16 protein-coding genes and 1 pseudogene are annotated in these 18,614 nt (G+C 44.6%); all 17 read right to left on the bottom strand.

What is annotated here, in order from left to right:
- Positions 1 to 40: 40 nt before the first annotated feature.
- The 17 genes and pseudogenes from QE357_RS14935 to QE357_RS14855 all read right to left on the bottom strand — a co-directional run bounded on the left by QE357_RS14935 (position 41) and on the right by QE357_RS14855 (position 18,531).
- Positions 41 to 1,162, bottom strand: coding sequence for a Gfo/Idh/MocA family protein (locus QE357_RS14935; protein ID WP_106635679.1), 1,122 nt, complete (start codon positions 1,160 to 1,162; stop codon positions 41 to 43).
- Positions 1,163 to 2,000: 838 nt separating this feature from the next.
- Positions 2,001 to 2,513: a hypothetical protein gene (locus QE357_RS14930; protein ID WP_309708963.1), complete on the bottom strand. Its 513-nt coding sequence runs from the start codon at positions 2,511 to 2,513 to the stop codon at positions 2,001 to 2,003.
- A 68-nt stretch (positions 2,514 to 2,581) separates the two neighbouring features.
- Positions 2,582 to 3,337, bottom strand: coding sequence for a hypothetical protein (locus QE357_RS14925; RefSeq protein ID WP_307140786.1), 756 nt, complete (start codon positions 3,335 to 3,337; stop codon positions 2,582 to 2,584).
- Between the two features lie 69 nt (positions 3,338 to 3,406).
- Complete coding sequence (locus QE357_RS14920) at positions 3,407 to 4,201, bottom strand: thymidylate synthase (RefSeq protein ID WP_309708958.1); 795 nt, start codon at positions 4,199 to 4,201, stop codon at positions 3,407 to 3,409.
- 37 nt (positions 4,202 to 4,238) lie between these two features.
- A complete protein-coding gene (locus QE357_RS14915) occupies positions 4,239 to 4,700 on the bottom strand; it encodes an OsmC family protein (RefSeq protein ID WP_106635938.1) in 462 nt (153 codons plus the stop codon).
- Between the two features lie 145 nt (positions 4,701 to 4,845).
- The gene (locus tag QE357_RS14910) at positions 4,846 to 5,715 is read right to left on the bottom strand and encodes a DUF6438 domain-containing protein (protein ID WP_309708953.1); all 870 of its coding nucleotides are present in this window, start codon (positions 5,713 to 5,715) and stop codon (positions 4,846 to 4,848) included.
- Between the two features lie 66 nt (positions 5,716 to 5,781).
- Positions 5,782 to 7,902, bottom strand: a complete 2,121-nt coding sequence (locus QE357_RS14905; RefSeq protein WP_309708949.1) for a tetratricopeptide repeat protein — start codon at positions 7,900 to 7,902, stop codon at positions 5,782 to 5,784.
- A gap of 166 nt (positions 7,903 to 8,068) precedes the next feature.
- Positions 8,069 to 9,518 (bottom strand): annotated as a pseudogene (locus tag QE357_RS14900) (CCA tRNA nucleotidyltransferase).
- Between the two features lie 64 nt (positions 9,519 to 9,582).
- Complete coding sequence (locus QE357_RS14895) at positions 9,583 to 10,137, bottom strand: Sua5/YciO/YrdC/YwlC family protein (RefSeq protein WP_309708946.1); 555 nt, start codon at positions 10,135 to 10,137, stop codon at positions 9,583 to 9,585.
- Positions 10,138 to 10,794: 657 nt separating this feature from the next.
- Positions 10,795 to 12,282: a hypothetical protein gene (locus QE357_RS14890; protein WP_309708944.1), complete on the bottom strand. Its 1,488-nt coding sequence runs from the start codon at positions 12,280 to 12,282 to the stop codon at positions 10,795 to 10,797.
- A gap of 208 nt (positions 12,283 to 12,490) precedes the next feature.
- Positions 12,491 to 12,910, bottom strand: a complete 420-nt coding sequence (locus QE357_RS14885) for a diacylglycerol kinase family protein (protein WP_106635688.1) — start codon at positions 12,908 to 12,910, stop codon at positions 12,491 to 12,493.
- A gap of 98 nt (positions 12,911 to 13,008) precedes the next feature.
- Positions 13,009 to 13,656 carry a DUF1361 domain-containing protein gene (locus QE357_RS14880; RefSeq protein WP_106635689.1) on the bottom strand — a complete coding sequence of 216 codons (648 nt, stop codon included), beginning with the start codon at positions 13,654 to 13,656 and terminating at the stop codon, positions 13,009 to 13,011.
- Between the two features lie 22 nt (positions 13,657 to 13,678).
- Positions 13,679 to 15,091 (bottom strand): DUF4173 domain-containing protein, encoded by a 1,413-nt coding sequence (locus QE357_RS14875; protein WP_106635690.1) that lies wholly within the window; start codon positions 15,089 to 15,091, stop codon positions 13,679 to 13,681.
- A 43-nt stretch (positions 15,092 to 15,134) separates the two neighbouring features.
- The gene (locus QE357_RS14870; RefSeq protein WP_106635691.1) at positions 15,135 to 15,443 is read right to left on the bottom strand and encodes a transcriptional regulator; all 309 of its coding nucleotides are present in this window, start codon (positions 15,441 to 15,443) and stop codon (positions 15,135 to 15,137) included.
- A gap of 24 nt (positions 15,444 to 15,467) precedes the next feature.
- On the bottom strand, positions 15,468 to 16,091 hold the full coding sequence (locus QE357_RS14865) for a hypothetical protein (RefSeq protein WP_106635939.1): 624 nt from the start codon (positions 16,089 to 16,091) through the stop codon (positions 15,468 to 15,470).
- A 648-nt stretch (positions 16,092 to 16,739) separates the two neighbouring features.
- Positions 16,740 to 17,600: a DMT family transporter gene (locus QE357_RS14860; RefSeq protein WP_232793588.1), complete on the bottom strand. Its 861-nt coding sequence runs from the start codon at positions 17,598 to 17,600 to the stop codon at positions 16,740 to 16,742.
- A gap of 58 nt (positions 17,601 to 17,658) precedes the next feature.
- Positions 17,659 to 18,531: a carbon-nitrogen hydrolase gene (locus QE357_RS14855; RefSeq protein ID WP_309708936.1), complete on the bottom strand. Its 873-nt coding sequence runs from the start codon at positions 18,529 to 18,531 to the stop codon at positions 17,659 to 17,661.
- Positions 18,532 to 18,614 lie beyond the last annotated feature (83 nt).

Raw genomic sequence — 18,614 nt, 5'->3', positions numbered from 1 at the left:
AATTCGCGTCTCTACGTTTTTTATTTGATAAAGGAACGAATTACAATTTCAGGGCGATCTGTTTCCCGGTTTTTATCGATTCATAAATCGCATCAATGATTTTTAAATCTTTCATCCCTTCTTCGCCGTCTACCGGAATCACTGGTTTTTTATTCTGAAGGATAATCGCTGCCATTTCATCCATCTGTACCGTTTGATGGGTTACGACGGGCTGATTGATCTCGCCTTTATTGGTTCGCCCTTTCAGGGGACCATAACCCGTGGCAGGACTTAATTCAGCGAAGCCTTTATCCCCCGATAAAAAGAAACGATCGAGAAAATTAATATTATAACTGGAAAGACAGGAAGCAACGGCTCCACTGGGAAAACCTAACTGGAAAGTAATGGTCTCGTCAACTCCTTCTTTAAATTTCTGCGGATCCGTCTTCGTTTCCTGAGCCGTTACCCAAATGGGGTCTTCGCCCAGCATGTATCGTGAACCATTGATGGCATAAATACCAATGTCCATCATCGAACCGCCACCCGCGAGTTGCTTGTTCAAACGCCATTGGCTCGGATCGCCGATTTTGAAACCCGATAAGCCCTGAAAGAAATTAACCTTACCCAGTTCTCCGTCTTTTCGCATGCGAACGACTTCAAGGGTAAAGGGTTCAAAATGCAGGCGATAGCCCACTAATAACTTCACGTTTGCCTTTTTACAGGCATCGATCATATCCTGACATTCCTTCGCGTTGAGGCCCATGGGTTTTTCAGTAATCGCATGTTTCCCCGCTTTCGCTACCCGAATAACCTGGTCCCGGTGCAGGGCGTTTGGGGTAATTACATACACCGCGTCGATGTCAGCATTATTCTTGATCTGATCAAAATTGTCGTAGTTATAGCAGTTCTTTTCGGGAATATTGTACTTAGTCTGCCAGTCTTTGATCTTCGAAGGAGTACCGCTGATGACTCCCACCAGCTTCGCCATTTTACTTGATTGCATGGCTTCGGCTACACGGCTGCCATAACCACCCAGACCCATAATGGCAACCCGTAACACAGGTCCATCATAGGGTTGTGATTCACGCAAAACAGAGGGAGCGGCGGCGGCGGCGTAAGATGTAAAGGACAAGGCAGCGGCGGAGGCCGTCAGTTTCTGTAGAAAGTCGCGACGTGATTGCATATTATAGAATTGGGTTTGAGGTAGAACAAGCAAATGACCAGGACCATTGCCCTGATTCAAAAATGATCATTTCTCCCTGATATACTTCTACGCATTCGTCGAAAATCCTATTCCAGCTGGGTTTAGAGAAGCCATCTTCTCAGTTTTGAGTTTTGAGTTTTGAGTTTTGAGTTTTGAGTTTTCAGTTTTCAGTTTTCAGTTTTCAGTTTGGGAAGAGAAAAATCGTAAAGGTAGGGGAGTTGTTTGAAAAGGGAATTATAACCCCGGAGGGTTTAACATGAATAGTCCCGGTCTGGATGGACCCGGATGACAATCCGGAGTTTCTTATGAGAATACTTAATGGATGGACCCGGGATAAACGTTGGAGGGGTCCATACGCCAATCTCTCGCCTTGACTGGTGTCTTTACCAGCCATTAATAGGAAGCCTAGTGGTTGGTGAGGACACCAACCCTGGCGGATGGGAAGAGGTTTGGAAAAGGGAATCATAACCCCGGAGGGGTTCAATATCAATAGCCCCGGATGACAATCCAGGGTTCCCTATGCCCGGGATAAACGTTGGAGGGCTCATACGCTAATCTCCCACCCTGGCTGGTGTCCTCACCAGCCCTTACTAAAAGCATAATGGTTGGTGAGGACACCAACCACGGCGGAGTTATTGAGTTTACAATCCTCAATAACAGGCGATCATTCACATAGAGACGCGACTACATCGCGTCTGGGCAAGGGACGTTTAGTGTTACTTTAGGGATCGTAAATCCCTAACAGATGGGCTTTCGGATTGCAAATCCGAAAGAGCGTAGCGTAGGAGTATAGTTGTAAAATAAAGAATAAGGCCCCTTATTCCAGAGCACGGGAACTGGCATTGACTTGAAAAAGAAAAGCATCCAGAGGTGACCAGACATAGTCGTCGGAACAACGATACCCTCTTAACCATAAATCTCCCCTTATTTTCCTCAAGTAAAGACCTCTCGGAAAGTTACGATCCGCTAAAAGCGGCTTTGAATAAATGACGAGGGCTCCGGGTGGGTTTTGATTTACTACCTCTTTGCTTACTTCTTCCTGATCGGTAAAATAAAATCTACTGTAAAATGCGGCCTCCAGAGGGCATTCTACCAAACCTAATAGACGGGCCTGCTTTCGGATTTCCTCTAATGTTCCACCCTGTTGAAGGCCCAACCCTCCAACAGTAAATTCTGCGACCGATAGAGACTGCTGGCGGGGAGAGGGGCAAAAATGTGGGCTAAACAAAAGCATCTCCGCAAATTCATTGAGGAAAATAGGGTAACCCTTGAGACGATCAAACAGATGTTCCCTAGATAAGCCACCGTAGGTTATCTCTTTTATTACCATCTGATTACTATACTATTAACTATATTTTGGCAAAAGGATTATTGCTGATGTACTGAAACTTAGAAAACTTACTTGAGGTATTTTAACGTCAAAATATTAGCTATTGAAGAGCAAGCCATCGCCGCACCATAAGCTACCAGCATTGACGTATGAGGTAATAATAATCCCACGATATACAAAAAAGTAGCATAGCCCATGCCAGAGTTAACCATCCCTCGTAAAATCCGGGCACACTGGGCGGGCCCCTGCTGAATGTGCGTAAAGACAGCGAGGCAGGTGGTCATAATAGGGAAGGGTGTTAATAGACCACTCCAAACCGGTCCCGTCCAGGAAGCCACTTGCGTAATGACCGCTACAAAAGTTGTTGCCACGATCATCCGTAAAGGGAGGTCAAAGCGGGGTGGGGCTGCAATGTGAGCCGGAACTTCGGGCCGGGGAAATAGCTTGTAGACCAGTAAAATGAACAGTAATAAGGTTATGAAAAGGAGATGAATACTTCCCGAATAAAATTGTCCGATGTATAAACTTCCGAAAATCATGGCGTAGCAGAGCATCAGTAAGGGAAACCAGTGCAAGCGGGGAGCCAGTTTCGCATATAACCAGGCGAAGGCATAGGTAGAGAAACAACCCACCAGCGAACCCATAGCCGATTTTGCCGCGAAATCCTTACTCTGCTCAAGGGCCAGAAAAATAGAAATAGGCCCTGCCACCCAGGGAAACCCACCGAGCCATCCGCCAATAACATTACCCCACCGTCGGGCTGCCAGCGTAACACCGGCAATCAACGAGGGCATTAAAATTAACTTGAGTACAAGTGTGTTCATCCGTAATGAGAAAGCCACGAAGGTAAGGGATTCCTTCGTGGCTTGAGTTGGTATCAATAGTCGGAAAAATTAGACCGCAACCGGAGCTTTAATCGCAGGCCAGGGGTCATAATTTTCGAGTTTAAAATCTTCGTAAGTAAAGGCAAATAAATCCTGAACTTCGGGATTGATTCGCAGCGTGGATAAGGCTCGCGGTTCGCGACTCAACTGTAACTCTACCTGTTCTAAATGGTTCAGATACAGGTGCGTATCGCCACCCGTCCAGATAAAATCACCGAGTTCCAGGTTTGTTACCTGAGCAATCATCATCGTCAGTAATGCATAGCTAGCAATGTTAAAGGGTACGCCCAGGAATACGTCCGCACTGCGTTGGTATAACTGGCAGGAAAGCTTGTTGTCGGCTACGTAAAACTGAAACAACGCATGGCAGGGTTGCAGAGCCATACCATCCAGATCGGCTGGATTCCAAGCGGATACAATGATTCGACGGGAGTCTGGCGATTTTTTCAGAAGGTTAACGGCCTGCGTAATCTGATCGATTACCCGTCCGTCGGGGGCTTCCCAACTTCTCCACTGTTTACCGTATACGGGACCAAGGTTGCCTTCCGCATCCGCCCATTCATCCCAAATACTAACACCGTTGTCTTTCAAGTATTTAATATTGGTATCGCCCTGAAGAAACCAGAGTAACTCGTGAATAATGGATTTCGTGTGTACCTTTTTGGTAGTCACTAAAGGGAAACCTTCGGCCAGATTAAAACGCATCTGGTAACCGAAAACCGAAATAGTACCCGTGCCGGTACGGTCGGTTTTGCGAGTGCCGTGGTCAAGAATATGCTGGAGGAGATCCTGGTATTGTTTCATCGATACTTAAAAGCTGAGAGCGGGGACAAAGGTAAGGCTATTCGGCGAGACTATCGGCCTGAATTTCCTGGGGGCTTAGTCCTTCGATGCTCACTGAATGGGTAATCTCCGCTGACTGAGCAAACTGGGCTGTTGCCGAACAGTATTTCTCCATCGAAAGTTTGATGGCTCGCTCTGCTTTTTCTTCACTCACATTACCCTTGATGTCAAAATGCACATTGATTTTGCGAAACGGACTCATTTCAGTGCCTTCAATCTTCACCCGTTCACCTGATACACTCACTTTGACATCTTCGATTTGCAGCCGCTGTTTTTTCAGAATCAGGATCACGTCAATGGCCGAGCAGCCGCCCAACCCCATCAGCAAAAGCTCCATGGGGCGGACGCCTGCATTCTTGCCACCAATAGCCTCGGCTGCATCAATAGAAACTTTGGCCTCGGATGAACCAGAAGCCTGAAAATGAAAAGCGTCATCAACGCGAACTAATTCAACTTGCATCGTAGAGAGTGGTTTACTGTAAACAGCATCAATTAATAGCAGAACACCAGCAGGCTTAAAAATCTGGCTAGTATCATGAATTAACAAGAATCCTGCAAAAGTAGTTTGCTTTGAGGGATTAAAAGATATAATACGAGTCTTAAAACTAACGCTTGGTGATGGGCGGTGGAGGTGGGGGGAGAGGGACACCATTCCATATGAAATCAGCGTATTTGAAGCTTTTACTAACGGTTGAGTCGGGGGTTAGTTGTGTTGATGTATATACTTGCTGTAAATAGGAGAAAAGTACTCGCAACTCCGTAGGCTCACGATCAAATCCATAAGCGTGTGATTCTACGTGACTTTTGCCCAGAGAAATATAAATGCCGCACGTTTGGTCATCTGTCCAATTAGCTACATAATTTTTGCGAAGCTGAAATATATCCAGTTTGTGTAATTTTTTTTTGATCGTTCGTAACATTTCGGATGGAACCTGGCCTCTATAAAAGCCTGGGCCAATGCTAGTATAACTTTTAGCCTGGAATAAAAATGATCCTAAACTATCCATTTCAAAGTACATAGATGGACATAATCCAAAGCATCCAGTGCTATAAAAGGCTATTTTGTCGAAAAAAAAAGGATGATACTCGGCTGGAGGAATTCTATTAAAAATCAGCGTATCAGAGTGATTCAAAATACTGGAAAGCTCTTTTGCGTGACTATTTATACTAATCAAAGAAAGTTCATCTGCTTTATTATTTTCTATTCTGAATAAATATCTAAATGTATTTTTTCGTAACTCATCTATATAAAGATGGTTACCCACTAATTTGTAGTTTACAAACTCATTTGAAAAATCGAAGCAAATTGATTTTTCAAATGATAATAGTATACTTTTATTAAAAGTTGTGTCAGGATTTTCTTTTATCCAGTCTCCAATTATACGATCCGATAATGGCTGAGAATTATAGCTTTTTGGACTATTGCAACTTGCAAAAATAAAAGTAAGTAAGAAAGAAAATAGAGTTGTTTTCATAAAGGATAGCTTTAGAAAACAATTATAACTAATTTTTTAGTTATAAAAACTATTCTTGGTTTTATTTTAAACCGGACATTCTGTACTCCCCCGATTTTTTGCCCTTTTGGGTGATTTTAAAGACTTGCCTTTGGGATACGTGTACACACGTGGCTGTCGGGGAAGGGGCTCGGGTTTGGGTGGTTCTGGGATGGAGTGAAAATCGAAGTAACTCTGAAATTCTGTGGGTTTTCCGGCATCGGCTTTAATAGGAAAGGTCGGTTGTCCTTTGTACTCGTATGTTTCGTATTGATAGTCAAAGAGATAAACCGTAATGTAACCGTCTTTGCTATATTTTCGGGCGATGGCATTGGGAGAAATAAAGGATTCAGCCCGTAAATATTTTCCACGCGTCCGCAACGAGTCCGGGAACTCGGAACGGTATAATTTAGCCCGATTATAGAGAAATGAAAAGTTAGTAGAATCCAGTTGTAACGCCGTCGTGATGTAATAATGCGAATACTTTTTCTGTTTGGTTCCGGCGTATAAAACACCGAGGTTATTAATCGCGGTTTTACTCAGATACCCGTTATAATTCTCAATGGCCTTTTCCTTTTCGTTCAGGATTTTATACACATTCCCGGCGTTGTTTCGGTAGTAACCGCCCGCCGTATCAATCGACATGGCCCGTTGAAAATCAGCCAGTGATTTTTTATAGGAGCCTTTAGCCTCATTATCTTTCTTTTCCTGTTCCAGTTGCAAGCCCCGATACGACAGGGTGATACCGCGGTTGTTTAATAACATCGGTTCGCGGGAATGCTTCAGTACTAAACTATCGTAACGTACCAAAGCTTCAGGAATTCGGTCGCTTTGCAAATCCGTAATAGCCACGCCGTTATGGGCATTAAGGTTATTGGGTTCAAGTTTGATGGCTTGCTGGTAATCTTTTGAAGCATCGTCAAACTGTTCGATGTTCATCTGAAAATTTCCCCGATTGGTTAATAACCCTGCGTGATTAGGCTCGCGTTTCAGGGCTTCGTTTACGTTGCGATGAGCCAACTGAAAGTCACCCACGCCTCGGTAGGCTTCGCTTAAACCCGCATACACGGCGGTGGCATTAGGCTTGTTTTTTAAGGCATTTTCAAATTCGGGAATGGCCTGTCTATAGCGTTTTAACCGAACTAGCGTAAATCCGCGACATATATAAAAATCAGCGTAGTCAGGATTGTCGGGATTAATGATATGAACGCTGGCCGTGAAATCTTTCCAGGCTTCAGCGTATCGACCTAACCGGTAATAGGCCATAGCCCGACCTAGGCGAGCGGGCATGTACGTAGAATCCAGTGAAACGGCTCGCTGGTATTGAGCCAGGGCCTGCTTATCCTGATGCTGGCCGATGAGAATATTTCCAATTCCGGTGGCAGCTTCGGGGGAGGTGGGACGAATGCGTAAGACGCGATGAAAGGCCTCTCCGGCCAGCGTATAATCGCCCATTCGGTAATGAGTGTAAGCCATGCCAAGGTGAGCCAGATACCCTTCGCGGCCACCGGCATCGAGGTATTCCTGAAAAGCTTTAATGGCTTCGTCGGATTGTTTCAGGGCCAGATGAGCGTGCCCCAAACGTAATAATACCTGTAAATCAGCTCCTTCCTGACGAGCTTGCTGAAAATTCCGCACGGCTTCATCCCATCGATTTTGAGCCGCCATGAGCTGCCCCATCGCAATTCGGGATTGCGGATTGGTATTAACTGATTGTTCCAGGTAACGCTCAATGTGCGGATACGTATTGGTATTCGTAGGAGCGGATTTCCAGAGAGCAATCGCCTGGTTGTAAAAGAGAACGTCTGAATTTTCAGGAGTGGAAGGAGTCGTTCGAAAATAATTCAAAGCCTCCGAGTATTTACCCATCTGACTGGCTGCCAGACCCTTCTGTAAACCCGCATTGGGAAAAGGCAACGGTTGATTAAGTAACTGAAGTGCCTGGGCGGAATGCCCCTGAGCTAATTCCACCAGAGCCAGATTATAGCGAAGCGTATCGCGGTTTTCTACCTTCAGTGCCCCATTGAGTAAAGGCCAGGCCCGGTCATAACGACCACGTTTGGCAAGCTCAGCAGCCAGATTATTCATCTTACGCAACGAATCCGTCCGGGTTTGAGCCGTAACCAGAGTGGATGCACAGAAGAAAAAAATCACCAGCCAACGCAGCATTCTAAAGGAAGAAAATTTTTACAGTTTTCAGTTTGCAATTTTCAGTTTTCAGTGAAAAAAATGATTTAGCTGAGTACATCAATGATAGCTCAAATAGGGGGGCACAATATCCCAACTGAAAACAGAAAACTGTCAACTGAAAACTGATTATAAAACTAACGCATAATCAAGGTACTTGGTCTTGGAGGGGAGGGGTTAATTCTTTAACCGGGGATAACCCCATATCAGCTCCGGCTTTCAGTAAAAACGGATAGGCGTATTCCCATTTGTTCGGTAGCGTTCCCTCCAGAATGGCTTCACGAATGATGGTTTTCAGCGTACCTACTTCTCTGGAAGGTTGCAGCCCGAAGACTTCCATAATCATTTCTCCGGTAACGATGGGCTGAAAATTACGGAGCTGATCGCGTTCTTCAACTTCTTTCATCAGAGCTTCCACCTTATCAAAATTGGCGAGATAACGTTTCACCCGGTTTCCGTCTTTAGAAGTAATATCAGCCCGGCAAAGCTTCATCAGATCGTCCAAATCCTCGCCAGCTTCCACCATAACTCTCCTCAATGCCGAATCTGTGATATCATCTTTGGCCAGAGCAATGGGGCGTAAGTGCAGGCGAACCAGTTTTTTCACTTTCCTCATTTCTTCACCCAAGGGCAACCGGAACTTACGGAAAATGGTAGGAACCATGCGGGCACCCATCTCTTCGTGACCGTGGAAAGTCCAGCCAATTTTGGGATGAAAACGCTTGGTTGCGGGTTTGGCAATGTCGTGCAGGATGGCCGCCCAGCGTAACCACAGGTCGTCACTCATTCGGCAGACGTTATCTAATACCTGAAGTGTGTGGTAAAAATTGTCTTTATGTCCTTTGCCATCAATTTGTTCGGCACCTTTCAGGGCCACAAAATCAGGGAAAATGATTTCGAGTAAACCCGAAATTTCCAGTAACTTAAATCCATATGAAGGCGTTTGTGTTCGGATAATCTTGTTGAGTTCGTCCGTAATGCGTTCCTGAGAAATGATTTCAATACGGTCTTTCGTCCGAATTAATCCATCAAACGAATCCGGGTCAATATCAAAACCGAGCTGGGTAGCAAACCGAATGGCCCGCAGCATGCGAAGGGGGTCATCGGAAAAAGTAATATCTGGATTAAGCGGTGTCCGAATGACTTTCCGGCGTAAATCGGCCTGGCCGTCAAAAGGATCAATCAGGGTGCCAAAGTCTGCTTTATTCAGAGAAATGGCTAATGCATTGATGGTGAAATCACGACGATTCTGGTCATCTTCCAGCGTTCCGTCTTCTACAATGGGTTTGCGGGAGTCGGAGCGATAGGATTCTTTACGAGCTCCGACAAATTCTACTTCCCAGCCATCAAACTTTACCTGGGCCGTGCCGAAATTTTTGAAAAACGGCCAGCGAAGCCTGTTTATCGCCTGAGTTTCTGGCCACTTGCTCAGCTAGAGCGATGCCACTTCCTACGCAAACAATATCAATATCCTTGGAAGGTCGATTCAGTAACAAATCCCGTACGTAGCCGCCAATGACATAGGTTGGCAGGTTCAGTTGCTCCGCAGAACGGGCAATGATCTGAAATACAGGATGATTTTTAATTAATTCATTCATGGCGAAAAGCCGGATCGGTGATCATTGGGCTCGCAAAAGATCTATGCGAGAACCTGATACTGTATTATTTACGGATAAATTCAAATTCACCACCCACGCCCAGTCGAACGATGCGGGAAGGTTTGCCGGAAGTCCAGCCTGCCGGAGCTGGAATTATTTCCTGAGCCGCCTGGCGGATGTCAGGAGTAATATCTTCACTTTTCTTAGGAATGGGCTGACCTGAAATTGCGGCAATTGTAGAAACGAGAGGTTTGCCGAAACTTTTTACCAGATCAAGGCAAGGGCCTGATTTCACAACGCGAATGGCAATGCTTCTGTCGGGAGCCAGCAGATTTTCGGCCACATTTTTTCCCTGAGGAAAGACTACAGTTAACGGATCTTCGGCGTATTCGATCAGATCAAAAGCCAGATCGGGCACTTTCGCGACGTAACGATCCAGCATGGAGGTGTCCCACAGCAAGATAATAAGTCCCTGCTGAGGGGGAATTTGACAGGTTTTGCGAAGTAACTCCACCGTTTCCGGTCGAGTGGCATCTCCGCTCAGTCCCCATATGGTATCGGTAGGATGAAGCACCAAGCTTCCGTTTCGCAAAGCCTGCAAGGGCATTTTGATATTCATAGTACAAAAGTAACCCCTCTTTTTGAGTTTTGAGCGGCCGCCGCTGCGGTTTTCAGTTTTGAGCGACCGTCGCTACGGTTTTGAGTTTTCAGTTTTCAGTTTTCAGTTTTCAGTTTTCAGTTTTCAGTTTTCAGTTTTCAGTTGGAAAGAGAAAATCTATAAAGGTAGGGGAGTTGCTTGAAAAGAGAACAACAACCCCGGAGGGGTTGAACATGGATAGCCTCGGGTAAAACCCGGGGTAAACGTTGGACGGACTCATACGCCCATCTCCTGCCTTGGCTGGTGTCTTCACCAGCCATTCATAAATAAAGCCTAGCGGTTGGTGAGAACACCAACCTGGGCGGATGATTTCCAATCCGAAAAAGCATACCATTCAAGCATTTTAGGTAGAGACGCGACTTCATCGCGTCTGGGTAAAAGGCGGTTAGCGTTGTTTTAGGGATTATAAATCCCTTACAGACAGCTTTCGGATTACAAATCCGAAAGAGCGTAGAGCGTTTAGTTATTTCTACATATGTTGATAAATACCCAAAAATTGCCTCTTACCCAGACGCGATGAAGTCGCGTCTCTACCCATGCAACCCGCCGATGGGAGTCATGAATCCTAAAGAGCAGCGTTCTTGCTTGAAAACGAAAAACAGCTAATGGAAAACGGTACTAATGAACCGGATGCTCCAATTTATAGAGAAAAAATGCTTCTTTCGAAGATTGATTAGCGGCGGGAGGGTACTTCCGAAAACCCCAACTCAGGTAATATGGACCATACCAGGAAATCAGGGAAGGGTACGTGTCACGATCGATTGATTTGTTAAGTTCAGCGGGTAATAACTCGTATTCTTCAATCTTGCCTAGCGTTTTATCTTTCTGAATCTGAAGAGCCCTGACTTTGGATTCATATGTATAACTCAAGCAAAGTGTGTTGGAACTGAGCGTACTAAGTTGCACTTGTGGACTCAACAAATCGGAGGTCAAATCCTTTAATTCCATCGAGTTATCCCATACGAGTTCGCCCGAACGATTCAGGCCGCAAACCAAAGCGTGGGTATAACGGAACGATTCATAACTATTTTGAAGGCGGCGATTGGTAACAGCCGTTGGGGTAAAAGAACTGCTGGTTTTGGTTTGGGGAAAGTACGCTTCCGCCACCATCAGATAACCCTCCTCCGTGGGAATCAGATCCTGAATATGAAGCAAGTAATGAAATTTCAGGTCCTTGCCCAGTTTCTTTTGGGCTGCAATTTTATTTCGCATCCGTTCCTGTCGACTGGGTTTCAGGTAATTGAAGAAATTCTGTAAATCCGAAAAGGGAACGTACTGAATCTTGTTCTGTGGCTGATCGGTTACTTTGGTGAGGTATAAGCCCTGCGAATAATCCGAGCAGTTGAGTGAATAGTTGCCTACCAGCAAGGACTCCCCATTTTCCAGATGAACAATTTTAGCCGTAATCAGACTTCGGTCGGACTCGTCATTGAGGGTTGTTTTGCTTAACAAATGCCCGTCATAAGCATACGTGTACATCTGAAGCAGGCATTTCCCGCGACGATTGTACTTACTGAAAACGTGAATTTTATTTCCTTTTTCATCCACGTCCAGGTCATTGATGGTTAAATGAAAGTCAAATAATTCGGGGAGAGCCTGTGAGGTTTTATCAAAAAAACTGAAAGAAACCACTACCGGACGGTCATTATAAGTACCTCCCAAAAAGGCTTTATTACCCAGAATTTTAAATTTCGAAACAATGTCAATGGCCGGTACTTCCCCTTCAATTACTTCCATTTCGCCCGTGTCAAGGCTGGTTTTCCAGATTTGGATTTTATCAGAATCTGGGTCGCCACAGAGCCAGAATAAATGTTCGGGTGTGTGGTAAGAAAGTAAGGCTTTGTACGGTGGCTTCAGTTTAAACTCGCTTTCCCAGCGTAAAGCCAGTGTTGAATCGTAGCGACTAAACTGATAGGTATGGTTGATGCCCCGAGAGGGGTTATCAAGAATTTTAGTAACCAAAACGCCCTGACTTCCCAGGGGCAGCACTTCAAAATCGTCCGTAATTTTATCATCCCGCAGAATTTCCAGCCGTTTAGAAGGCAGCATCTGAGCCCAGACCGAACTGGCGTACAGGCAAAAAATAACCAATAAAAGACGTTTCATAGCGGCGAAAATTAGGGTCATTACAAAGCATTCATACCCCGGTCGTAGGGCAGACCGAGGTATGAGCGAATTTACTGGAAAGGAACGGAGTGAACAAGGGTTATGCTCATTCCTTTGCATGAAATAATGGGGGAAGGGTATTCTGAAAATCAGTACTTAAGAGTAAAATAAAGGATAGTTAGGTAGGTGGAATGTAATGATCTGTTAGTTAATAGGCAGGTTCGTCGTCTTGGGGCAGGGGAATGCCTAACTGATAGGCCCAGTCCTCCCAGGGAACGTATTCCTTAAAAATCATAATCCCGACAATGACGGAGAAAATGGCCGTAATTAGTACCGCTCCCGCAGCCAGATCTTTGATTTCGCCGGCAATCTTTCGGTATTCAGGCGAAACCATATCCACGGTTTTTTCAAAAGCCGTATTGATCGCCTCTGTTACCCAAACCAGTACAATGCAGATCAGCAGGTTTACCCAGTCTTTTTTTGTAATGTTCAGGTAAAAACCCATACACACCACTACCAGTGTAGCCAGCAGGTGAATCCGGGCGTTGTTTTCCGAATAAACCATGACTTTCAAACCCTTGAGGGCATAGCGAACACTTCGAAAAAACTTGGGAATGTCAATGGGCATGACGCTGGGTTTGCAAATGGTTTAAAAATAGCTTGACGCGGTTTGAGGAAGTCAGAAAAGGTTTGATCATGGATACTCTCAGACAACCTTAAACGCGATCAAACGCTTTCTTTTTGCATCAAACTTAGGAGGACGAGGTAAGAAATGCCAATCATTACCGAAAATTCAAGCGTCATCAGGATCGCCTGTTTGTTGACCAGACTCTCCAGGATCTGTTGGATGAGTAAGCCCGGTTTCGTAAACGGGTGCCAGCTATTGAGCCGTTTGACCCGACCAAGGTAAATGCCGAAGCCACTTAAAGGCAATACGGCAAGCATCACGTATTCAGACCATTTCGGGATGATTCGCATCAGATTTTGCCGCATCCAGTGGAAGGATAATAACCCGCAGATCAGGCTAGTCATAGCGTAACTAAAAATCATCAAGGCATCGTGCCAGGCTGGAATGCCGCTGGAATGCTGAATGTGAATAAAATCCGTAATAACATAAGGAGCATTCGGAAAAAATAGCAGCCAAAGTATGCCTACAGAGGCCAGTTTAAGTTTTGAGCCGGGTTCGTTCAGGGTAATGCGTTCAAACCAGAGCGAAAGAAAAAGTGGCATCCAGGCCAGGAACAGATTCCAGTTAATCATGACATACCAGCCGCCATGGGTAATGCCAAACCGAATGGCTAGAAACGTAGCCGAAAGAACAGATAAAGCCGAGAGGCTGCCAATCTGTAAAGTGCGGGTGTGAATGAGTTGCATAAGCGAAAGGTTGAAGGTTGAATTATTTTTTTAAAGGGTGGGAGGTGAGGTGTTGATAGAGTTTCCAGTCACTATAATTCCAAGATTGCCAGGCATCCGGGTATCGTTCATACCGCTTTTGAAAAGATTCAACAGCGAAACTTAATTTATCCTCAAGACCTGGATGCGTTTCGCTGTAGGCCTGTAATTGAGGAAGATTAGAGTGGTGAAGACTGAATAGGTAGCTTAGGTCAAGACTACGGGAGTAGTTTAAATTATAGTGAGTAATAATCTTAGCCCAGGGCATCGCTACCATGAGAATAAAAACAAAGTAAGTAATCCAGCTATTCACACGAAATAGATAGGCATTGGTCTTCTTTTGGTGAATTTTTAAAAGTGTAGTGAATAATCCCAATCCTGTTAAAAGCAGCCAGAGGTAAACGCCTATTCGCTTGTATGTTAGCCCATAATTTTGAACATATAACGAATTGGTATGGGTAGTAACTGCAAGTAATAAAATGTTTAGTCCAATCCACGTATAAGCCTGTTTTACTAAGGTTTGATTATTGGGAAAGAAATTCAGGTTTTTACGGAAATAGAATAAGATTAGAGTAATAGCTAATAAGATACTGATAATTAGGACATTGATTCCGTCATGAACGGATTGGGACAACTCGTATGCCGATTGAGCTTTGGAGCCTGAATAAAGAGATTGAAGTTCGACCACTAAAAAGATAGCCAGCAAACTATTCAACATAACCAGCATAATAACTCCCTGACGATATTCCCATTTTAATTGCAATAAATGGCCTTTGAATCGGGTACGAATTCGTTTTAATGTATTAGGTCTACTTAAATCACTTTCAGTAAAAGCGTTAGGAGAGTAAGGGAAGATTAAGGCTGGTATCCAGGTTAATCCTACGAGAAATAAAAAGAGGTAACCTGCGTCCAGGGTGTAAGTGGTTGAGAGAAAAGAAAAATTAGGATTAGCCCAATAATAGAGTCCATAAAAACACAGGGTAATGGCGAGTGGAGGAAGTAATAATTGAATCTGTTTGGAAAAGCGTCGTTGATTCGTTGGCGTATCGGCCTTGGTTAACAAGTTTGCCCCGGCATTAAACGAGGCTATCCCAATGAAGCTAACGAAACCATTGAACGCAGAAACGTAAGGGGATAACTGAGCAATAGAATTGTAGCCAATCAATAACAGAATTGAAAAAATATAGAGAAAAATGGAAGTATCGCCGCCGTAGAAAGCTATAGTCATTCCACAAAGAACAGATCCCAGACTGGCTAACTGGGTATTTATTTGCTTTAAATAATCACGGTTCCGAACGAGTAAAAGGGTTAGCACCAAGACGTTGAGTGCCAGAAAATTAATCCCAAAATTTTGGTTGTAAAACAGATAGTTCTGTAGAATAATAGCGGCGAGCAGAAGAAAGAATCCGTATTTCATGTTAAAAAGTACTTTGAATTACAAAGTTAAAGGCTAAAAAAAATTAAGACTTGGTCGGCACTGATTTTAAAAGTGATTCCAGGGCGTTGAGGTGTTCCTGAAAGGCCTGGCGGCCCGTTTCGGTAGCCTGATAGGACGTATTAGGTTTACGACCGATAAATCCTTTTCGAATAGCAACGTATTGTACTTTTTCCAGAGCCATCAGGTGGCTGGCGAGGTTACCATCGGTTTGCTGAAGTGTTTCTTTCAGCGTATTAAACTCTACCCAATCGTTCACCATCAGCACGGACATAATGCCCAGCCGTACCCGATTCTCAAATGCTTTATTTAACTGATCAATAAAACTTTTCATAGAAATCAGACCCCAAAAGTCTGCTTATGCCCCGTATTTACGATACATGATAATACCGTACAGGATGTGGAGGACGCCAAAACCCAGGGCCCAAAATAACAGGCTAGTACCCGTCGAGGCAAACCAACCGCAGCAAATTCCCAGGATTAATTCACATAGTCCTAAATTTCTTACGTCGCTATGGGTGTATTTGCTGGCATTAATGAGTGCCATTCCATAAAAAATAAGTGTACAAGCGGCTATTAATTCCGGTGCACGGAACAGTAAAAAATAGCAGAAAAAGGCACCTGTACCCAGAGGAATGGCCATATTAATCAGTAATCGTTTGGAAGTGGCATCCCAGAGTTTCCAACCCCGCTGGCGGGCCCGACGGTTGGTAAAGTAAAGTCCGCCGACAATGGAAAGTAACATGACCCCACCAAAGTTGACCACGAAGAACTGATAAAATCCATAAGGCTTGGATACAAAAGCCTGACCAACGATAGAATCGGTACCTTCCAGGAATTTCCAGGCGGCGGCGGCTCCGAGTAGAGCTACAGTTCCAGCAAAAACTCCAGATAATCCGCTTAGGGATAAAAACCGGGAGGAACGCTCCATCATTTGACGGATTTCAGACAAGTCGCGTAAGGGTCCTTCTTCTTGGGTCATAAATCGAAGTACTTTGTATTGCAAAGTAAATAAAACCTGATTCAATAAGTCAATAGAAAAGGGAAAATTTATTTTTGGTGGATGAGCTAGGGTCGATGATAAATCCTTTGACAGATTCCTTTCGGCTGGCAAATTCGAAAAAGCAAAGAGTTAACGAAATAAACAAAATAAAACCCCAGTGGGGTTATGAAGAAAAGATTACTTGTCTCCCCGTTATCCCTAAAGACTGTCATCTCGAACGAAGAGAGAGACCTTTCCTGGCGTTAGGGCGATTGACAAGCCTAGTCAAGTTCGTAGCCTTCGTAAGTTCCTTCGCTTCGTTCTGGCTGACAGATTTAATTATCAACATAAATCCGCCAATAGCCTGCTTGAATCCAAGGAAAGAACAACGTAAGGTCTACTTCATCTTATCTCAAAATTTTATTTTAGACTAAAAATCCAAAAGAGTGAGGATAAAGAAGAAGTAAGAAAATTGACAGACAAAACCCCGGAGGGGTTAAATATGAATAGCTTCGGTCTGGATGGACCCGGATCATAACCCGGATCATAATCCGGGAAAAATTCGAAAGGAAGGCCCTAGCCTGGTATTACCCGCATTTCATATAGGGTTAGCCTACGACTAACCTATATTCAACCCAAAGCAAAAGATTACTTACCCGATCGTTGCCCAATCCAGAGACCAATCAAAACCAGAACCGTTCCGGCGGCAGTATACAGGGTAAAAGGTTCGCCGAGTAAAAACGTGGCGTAAGCAAAACCAAAAACGGGACAGAGGAAAAGAAATAGGGAAGCCCGAACGGCATCATCTTTCAGCAACTTCAGCCAAAGCTGAACCGCCGCAACGGAAACGAAAATAATTAACCACACTTCGGTAGCCCAAAAGCGGTTATCGTAATGGCTTTCTTTTTCGTGAAAAAAATAAATTAGAGGAAGACAAATCACTCCTGAAATCAGGGCCTGCCAGCCGTTGATGCTACTTCGGGATAACTTCCAGTCGATTTCAGAAAAGTAAATCGTAGCTACTGAATAGGAGAGCATACTCAGAAAAAGCAGTAATAGCCCTTGTGGTGTAGCAAAGCTATTTTGAAGTAAAGGATACGTCGCGATTGCAACGCCAGCCATGCCCAAAACAATAGCAATCCATGCTTTTGATCGAACGCTTTTACCCGTATAAAATGCAGATATAATGCTAATTAATAAAGGATTAATGGCAATGGCCAAGCTGCCAATACCAGCGGCCACCTGTTTCATTGCAAATACGAATAAACCCAGATAAATAACGGTATTAAGAACGGCAAATAGGAGCAACTGTAGCCATTCCTTACCCTGAGGCATTCGCTGTTTTTCAAAGGCTAATGCGTAAATCAACAAGAAAAATCCAGCCCCGAAATAACGGATATCAAACAGAACCATGGGTTCTGCCGATTGCAGACCAAACTTGGCCGCTACGGAGGCGGATGACCACAAAGCCGCAAACAATAAACCTGTGGCGACAAACGAATTTTTCACGATAGGAGGAAAGAAAGTATAAAAAAGAGGCGGAATCCATCATTCCGCCTCTAACAAGTTATTCGTCGATGAATCGTTTGGTAATGGGCTGATACGAATCAATTCGCCGGTCGCGGAAATAGGGCCACGTCGTTCGAATCCGATCAGCCACTTCCAGGTCAAGTTCCTGTACGTGAACGGTTTCCTGATCGTGTGGAGCGAGGTATAATAAACCTCCGTGGGGTTTGGCAACAAAGCTACCGCCCCAGAATTCCTGATCCGCTTCTCGGCCCACGCGGTTCACTGCGACTACGTAAACACCGTTCGCCACCGCGTGACTCCGCTGAATGGTTTGCCAGGCTTCGTATTGCTCTTTATTAACCTGAGGGTCGGTTTCGTTTACATCCCAGCCAATAGCGGTGGGGTAAAACAGGATATCTGCACCCATCAGAGCCGTAATGCGGGATGCTTCGGGATACCATTGATCCCAGCAGATGAGCACGCCGATTTTAGCAAATTTGGTATCAAAAACTTTATAACCTAAATCGCCGGGGGTGAAGTAAAACTTCTCGTAATAACCCGGATCATCGGGAATATGCATTTTACGGTATTTGCCCAGATAGGTACCATCCGCATCTAAAACAGCGGTTGTGTTATGGTATAAACCAGCGGCCCGTTTTTCAAACAGAGATGCGACAATAACTACGCCCAGTTCAGCAGCCAGCTTGCTCATACGGTCGGTGGTTGGACCTGGAATGGCTTCTGCCAGCGAGAAATTGTGGTGATCTTCAACGTCACAAAAATACAGCGAAGTAAAAAGCTCCTGCAAACATACGATCTGAGCACCTTTGGAAGCAGCTTCGCGAATGCCAGCTTCGGCCTTCTGAATATTGGCCTCCACATCGGCAGAGTTAGTCATCTGCACCAGGCCTACATTTACTTTTTTATTCATTTTTCTTTAACAGATTCAATCGTTATAGCTGGGTTGGACGATCTGGTTTGCCCTGTACGACCGCTTCAGAAATAACGTATAGT

Origin of the sequence: Siphonobacter sp. SORGH_AS_0500 (assembly GCF_031453245.1) — a bacterium.
In the GTDB taxonomy this organism is placed as follows: domain Bacteria; phylum Bacteroidota; class Bacteroidia; order Cytophagales; family Spirosomataceae; genus Siphonobacter.
The sequence above is the reverse complement of the archived record's forward strand: the minus strand, read 5'-3'. Positions and strand labels throughout refer to the sequence as shown.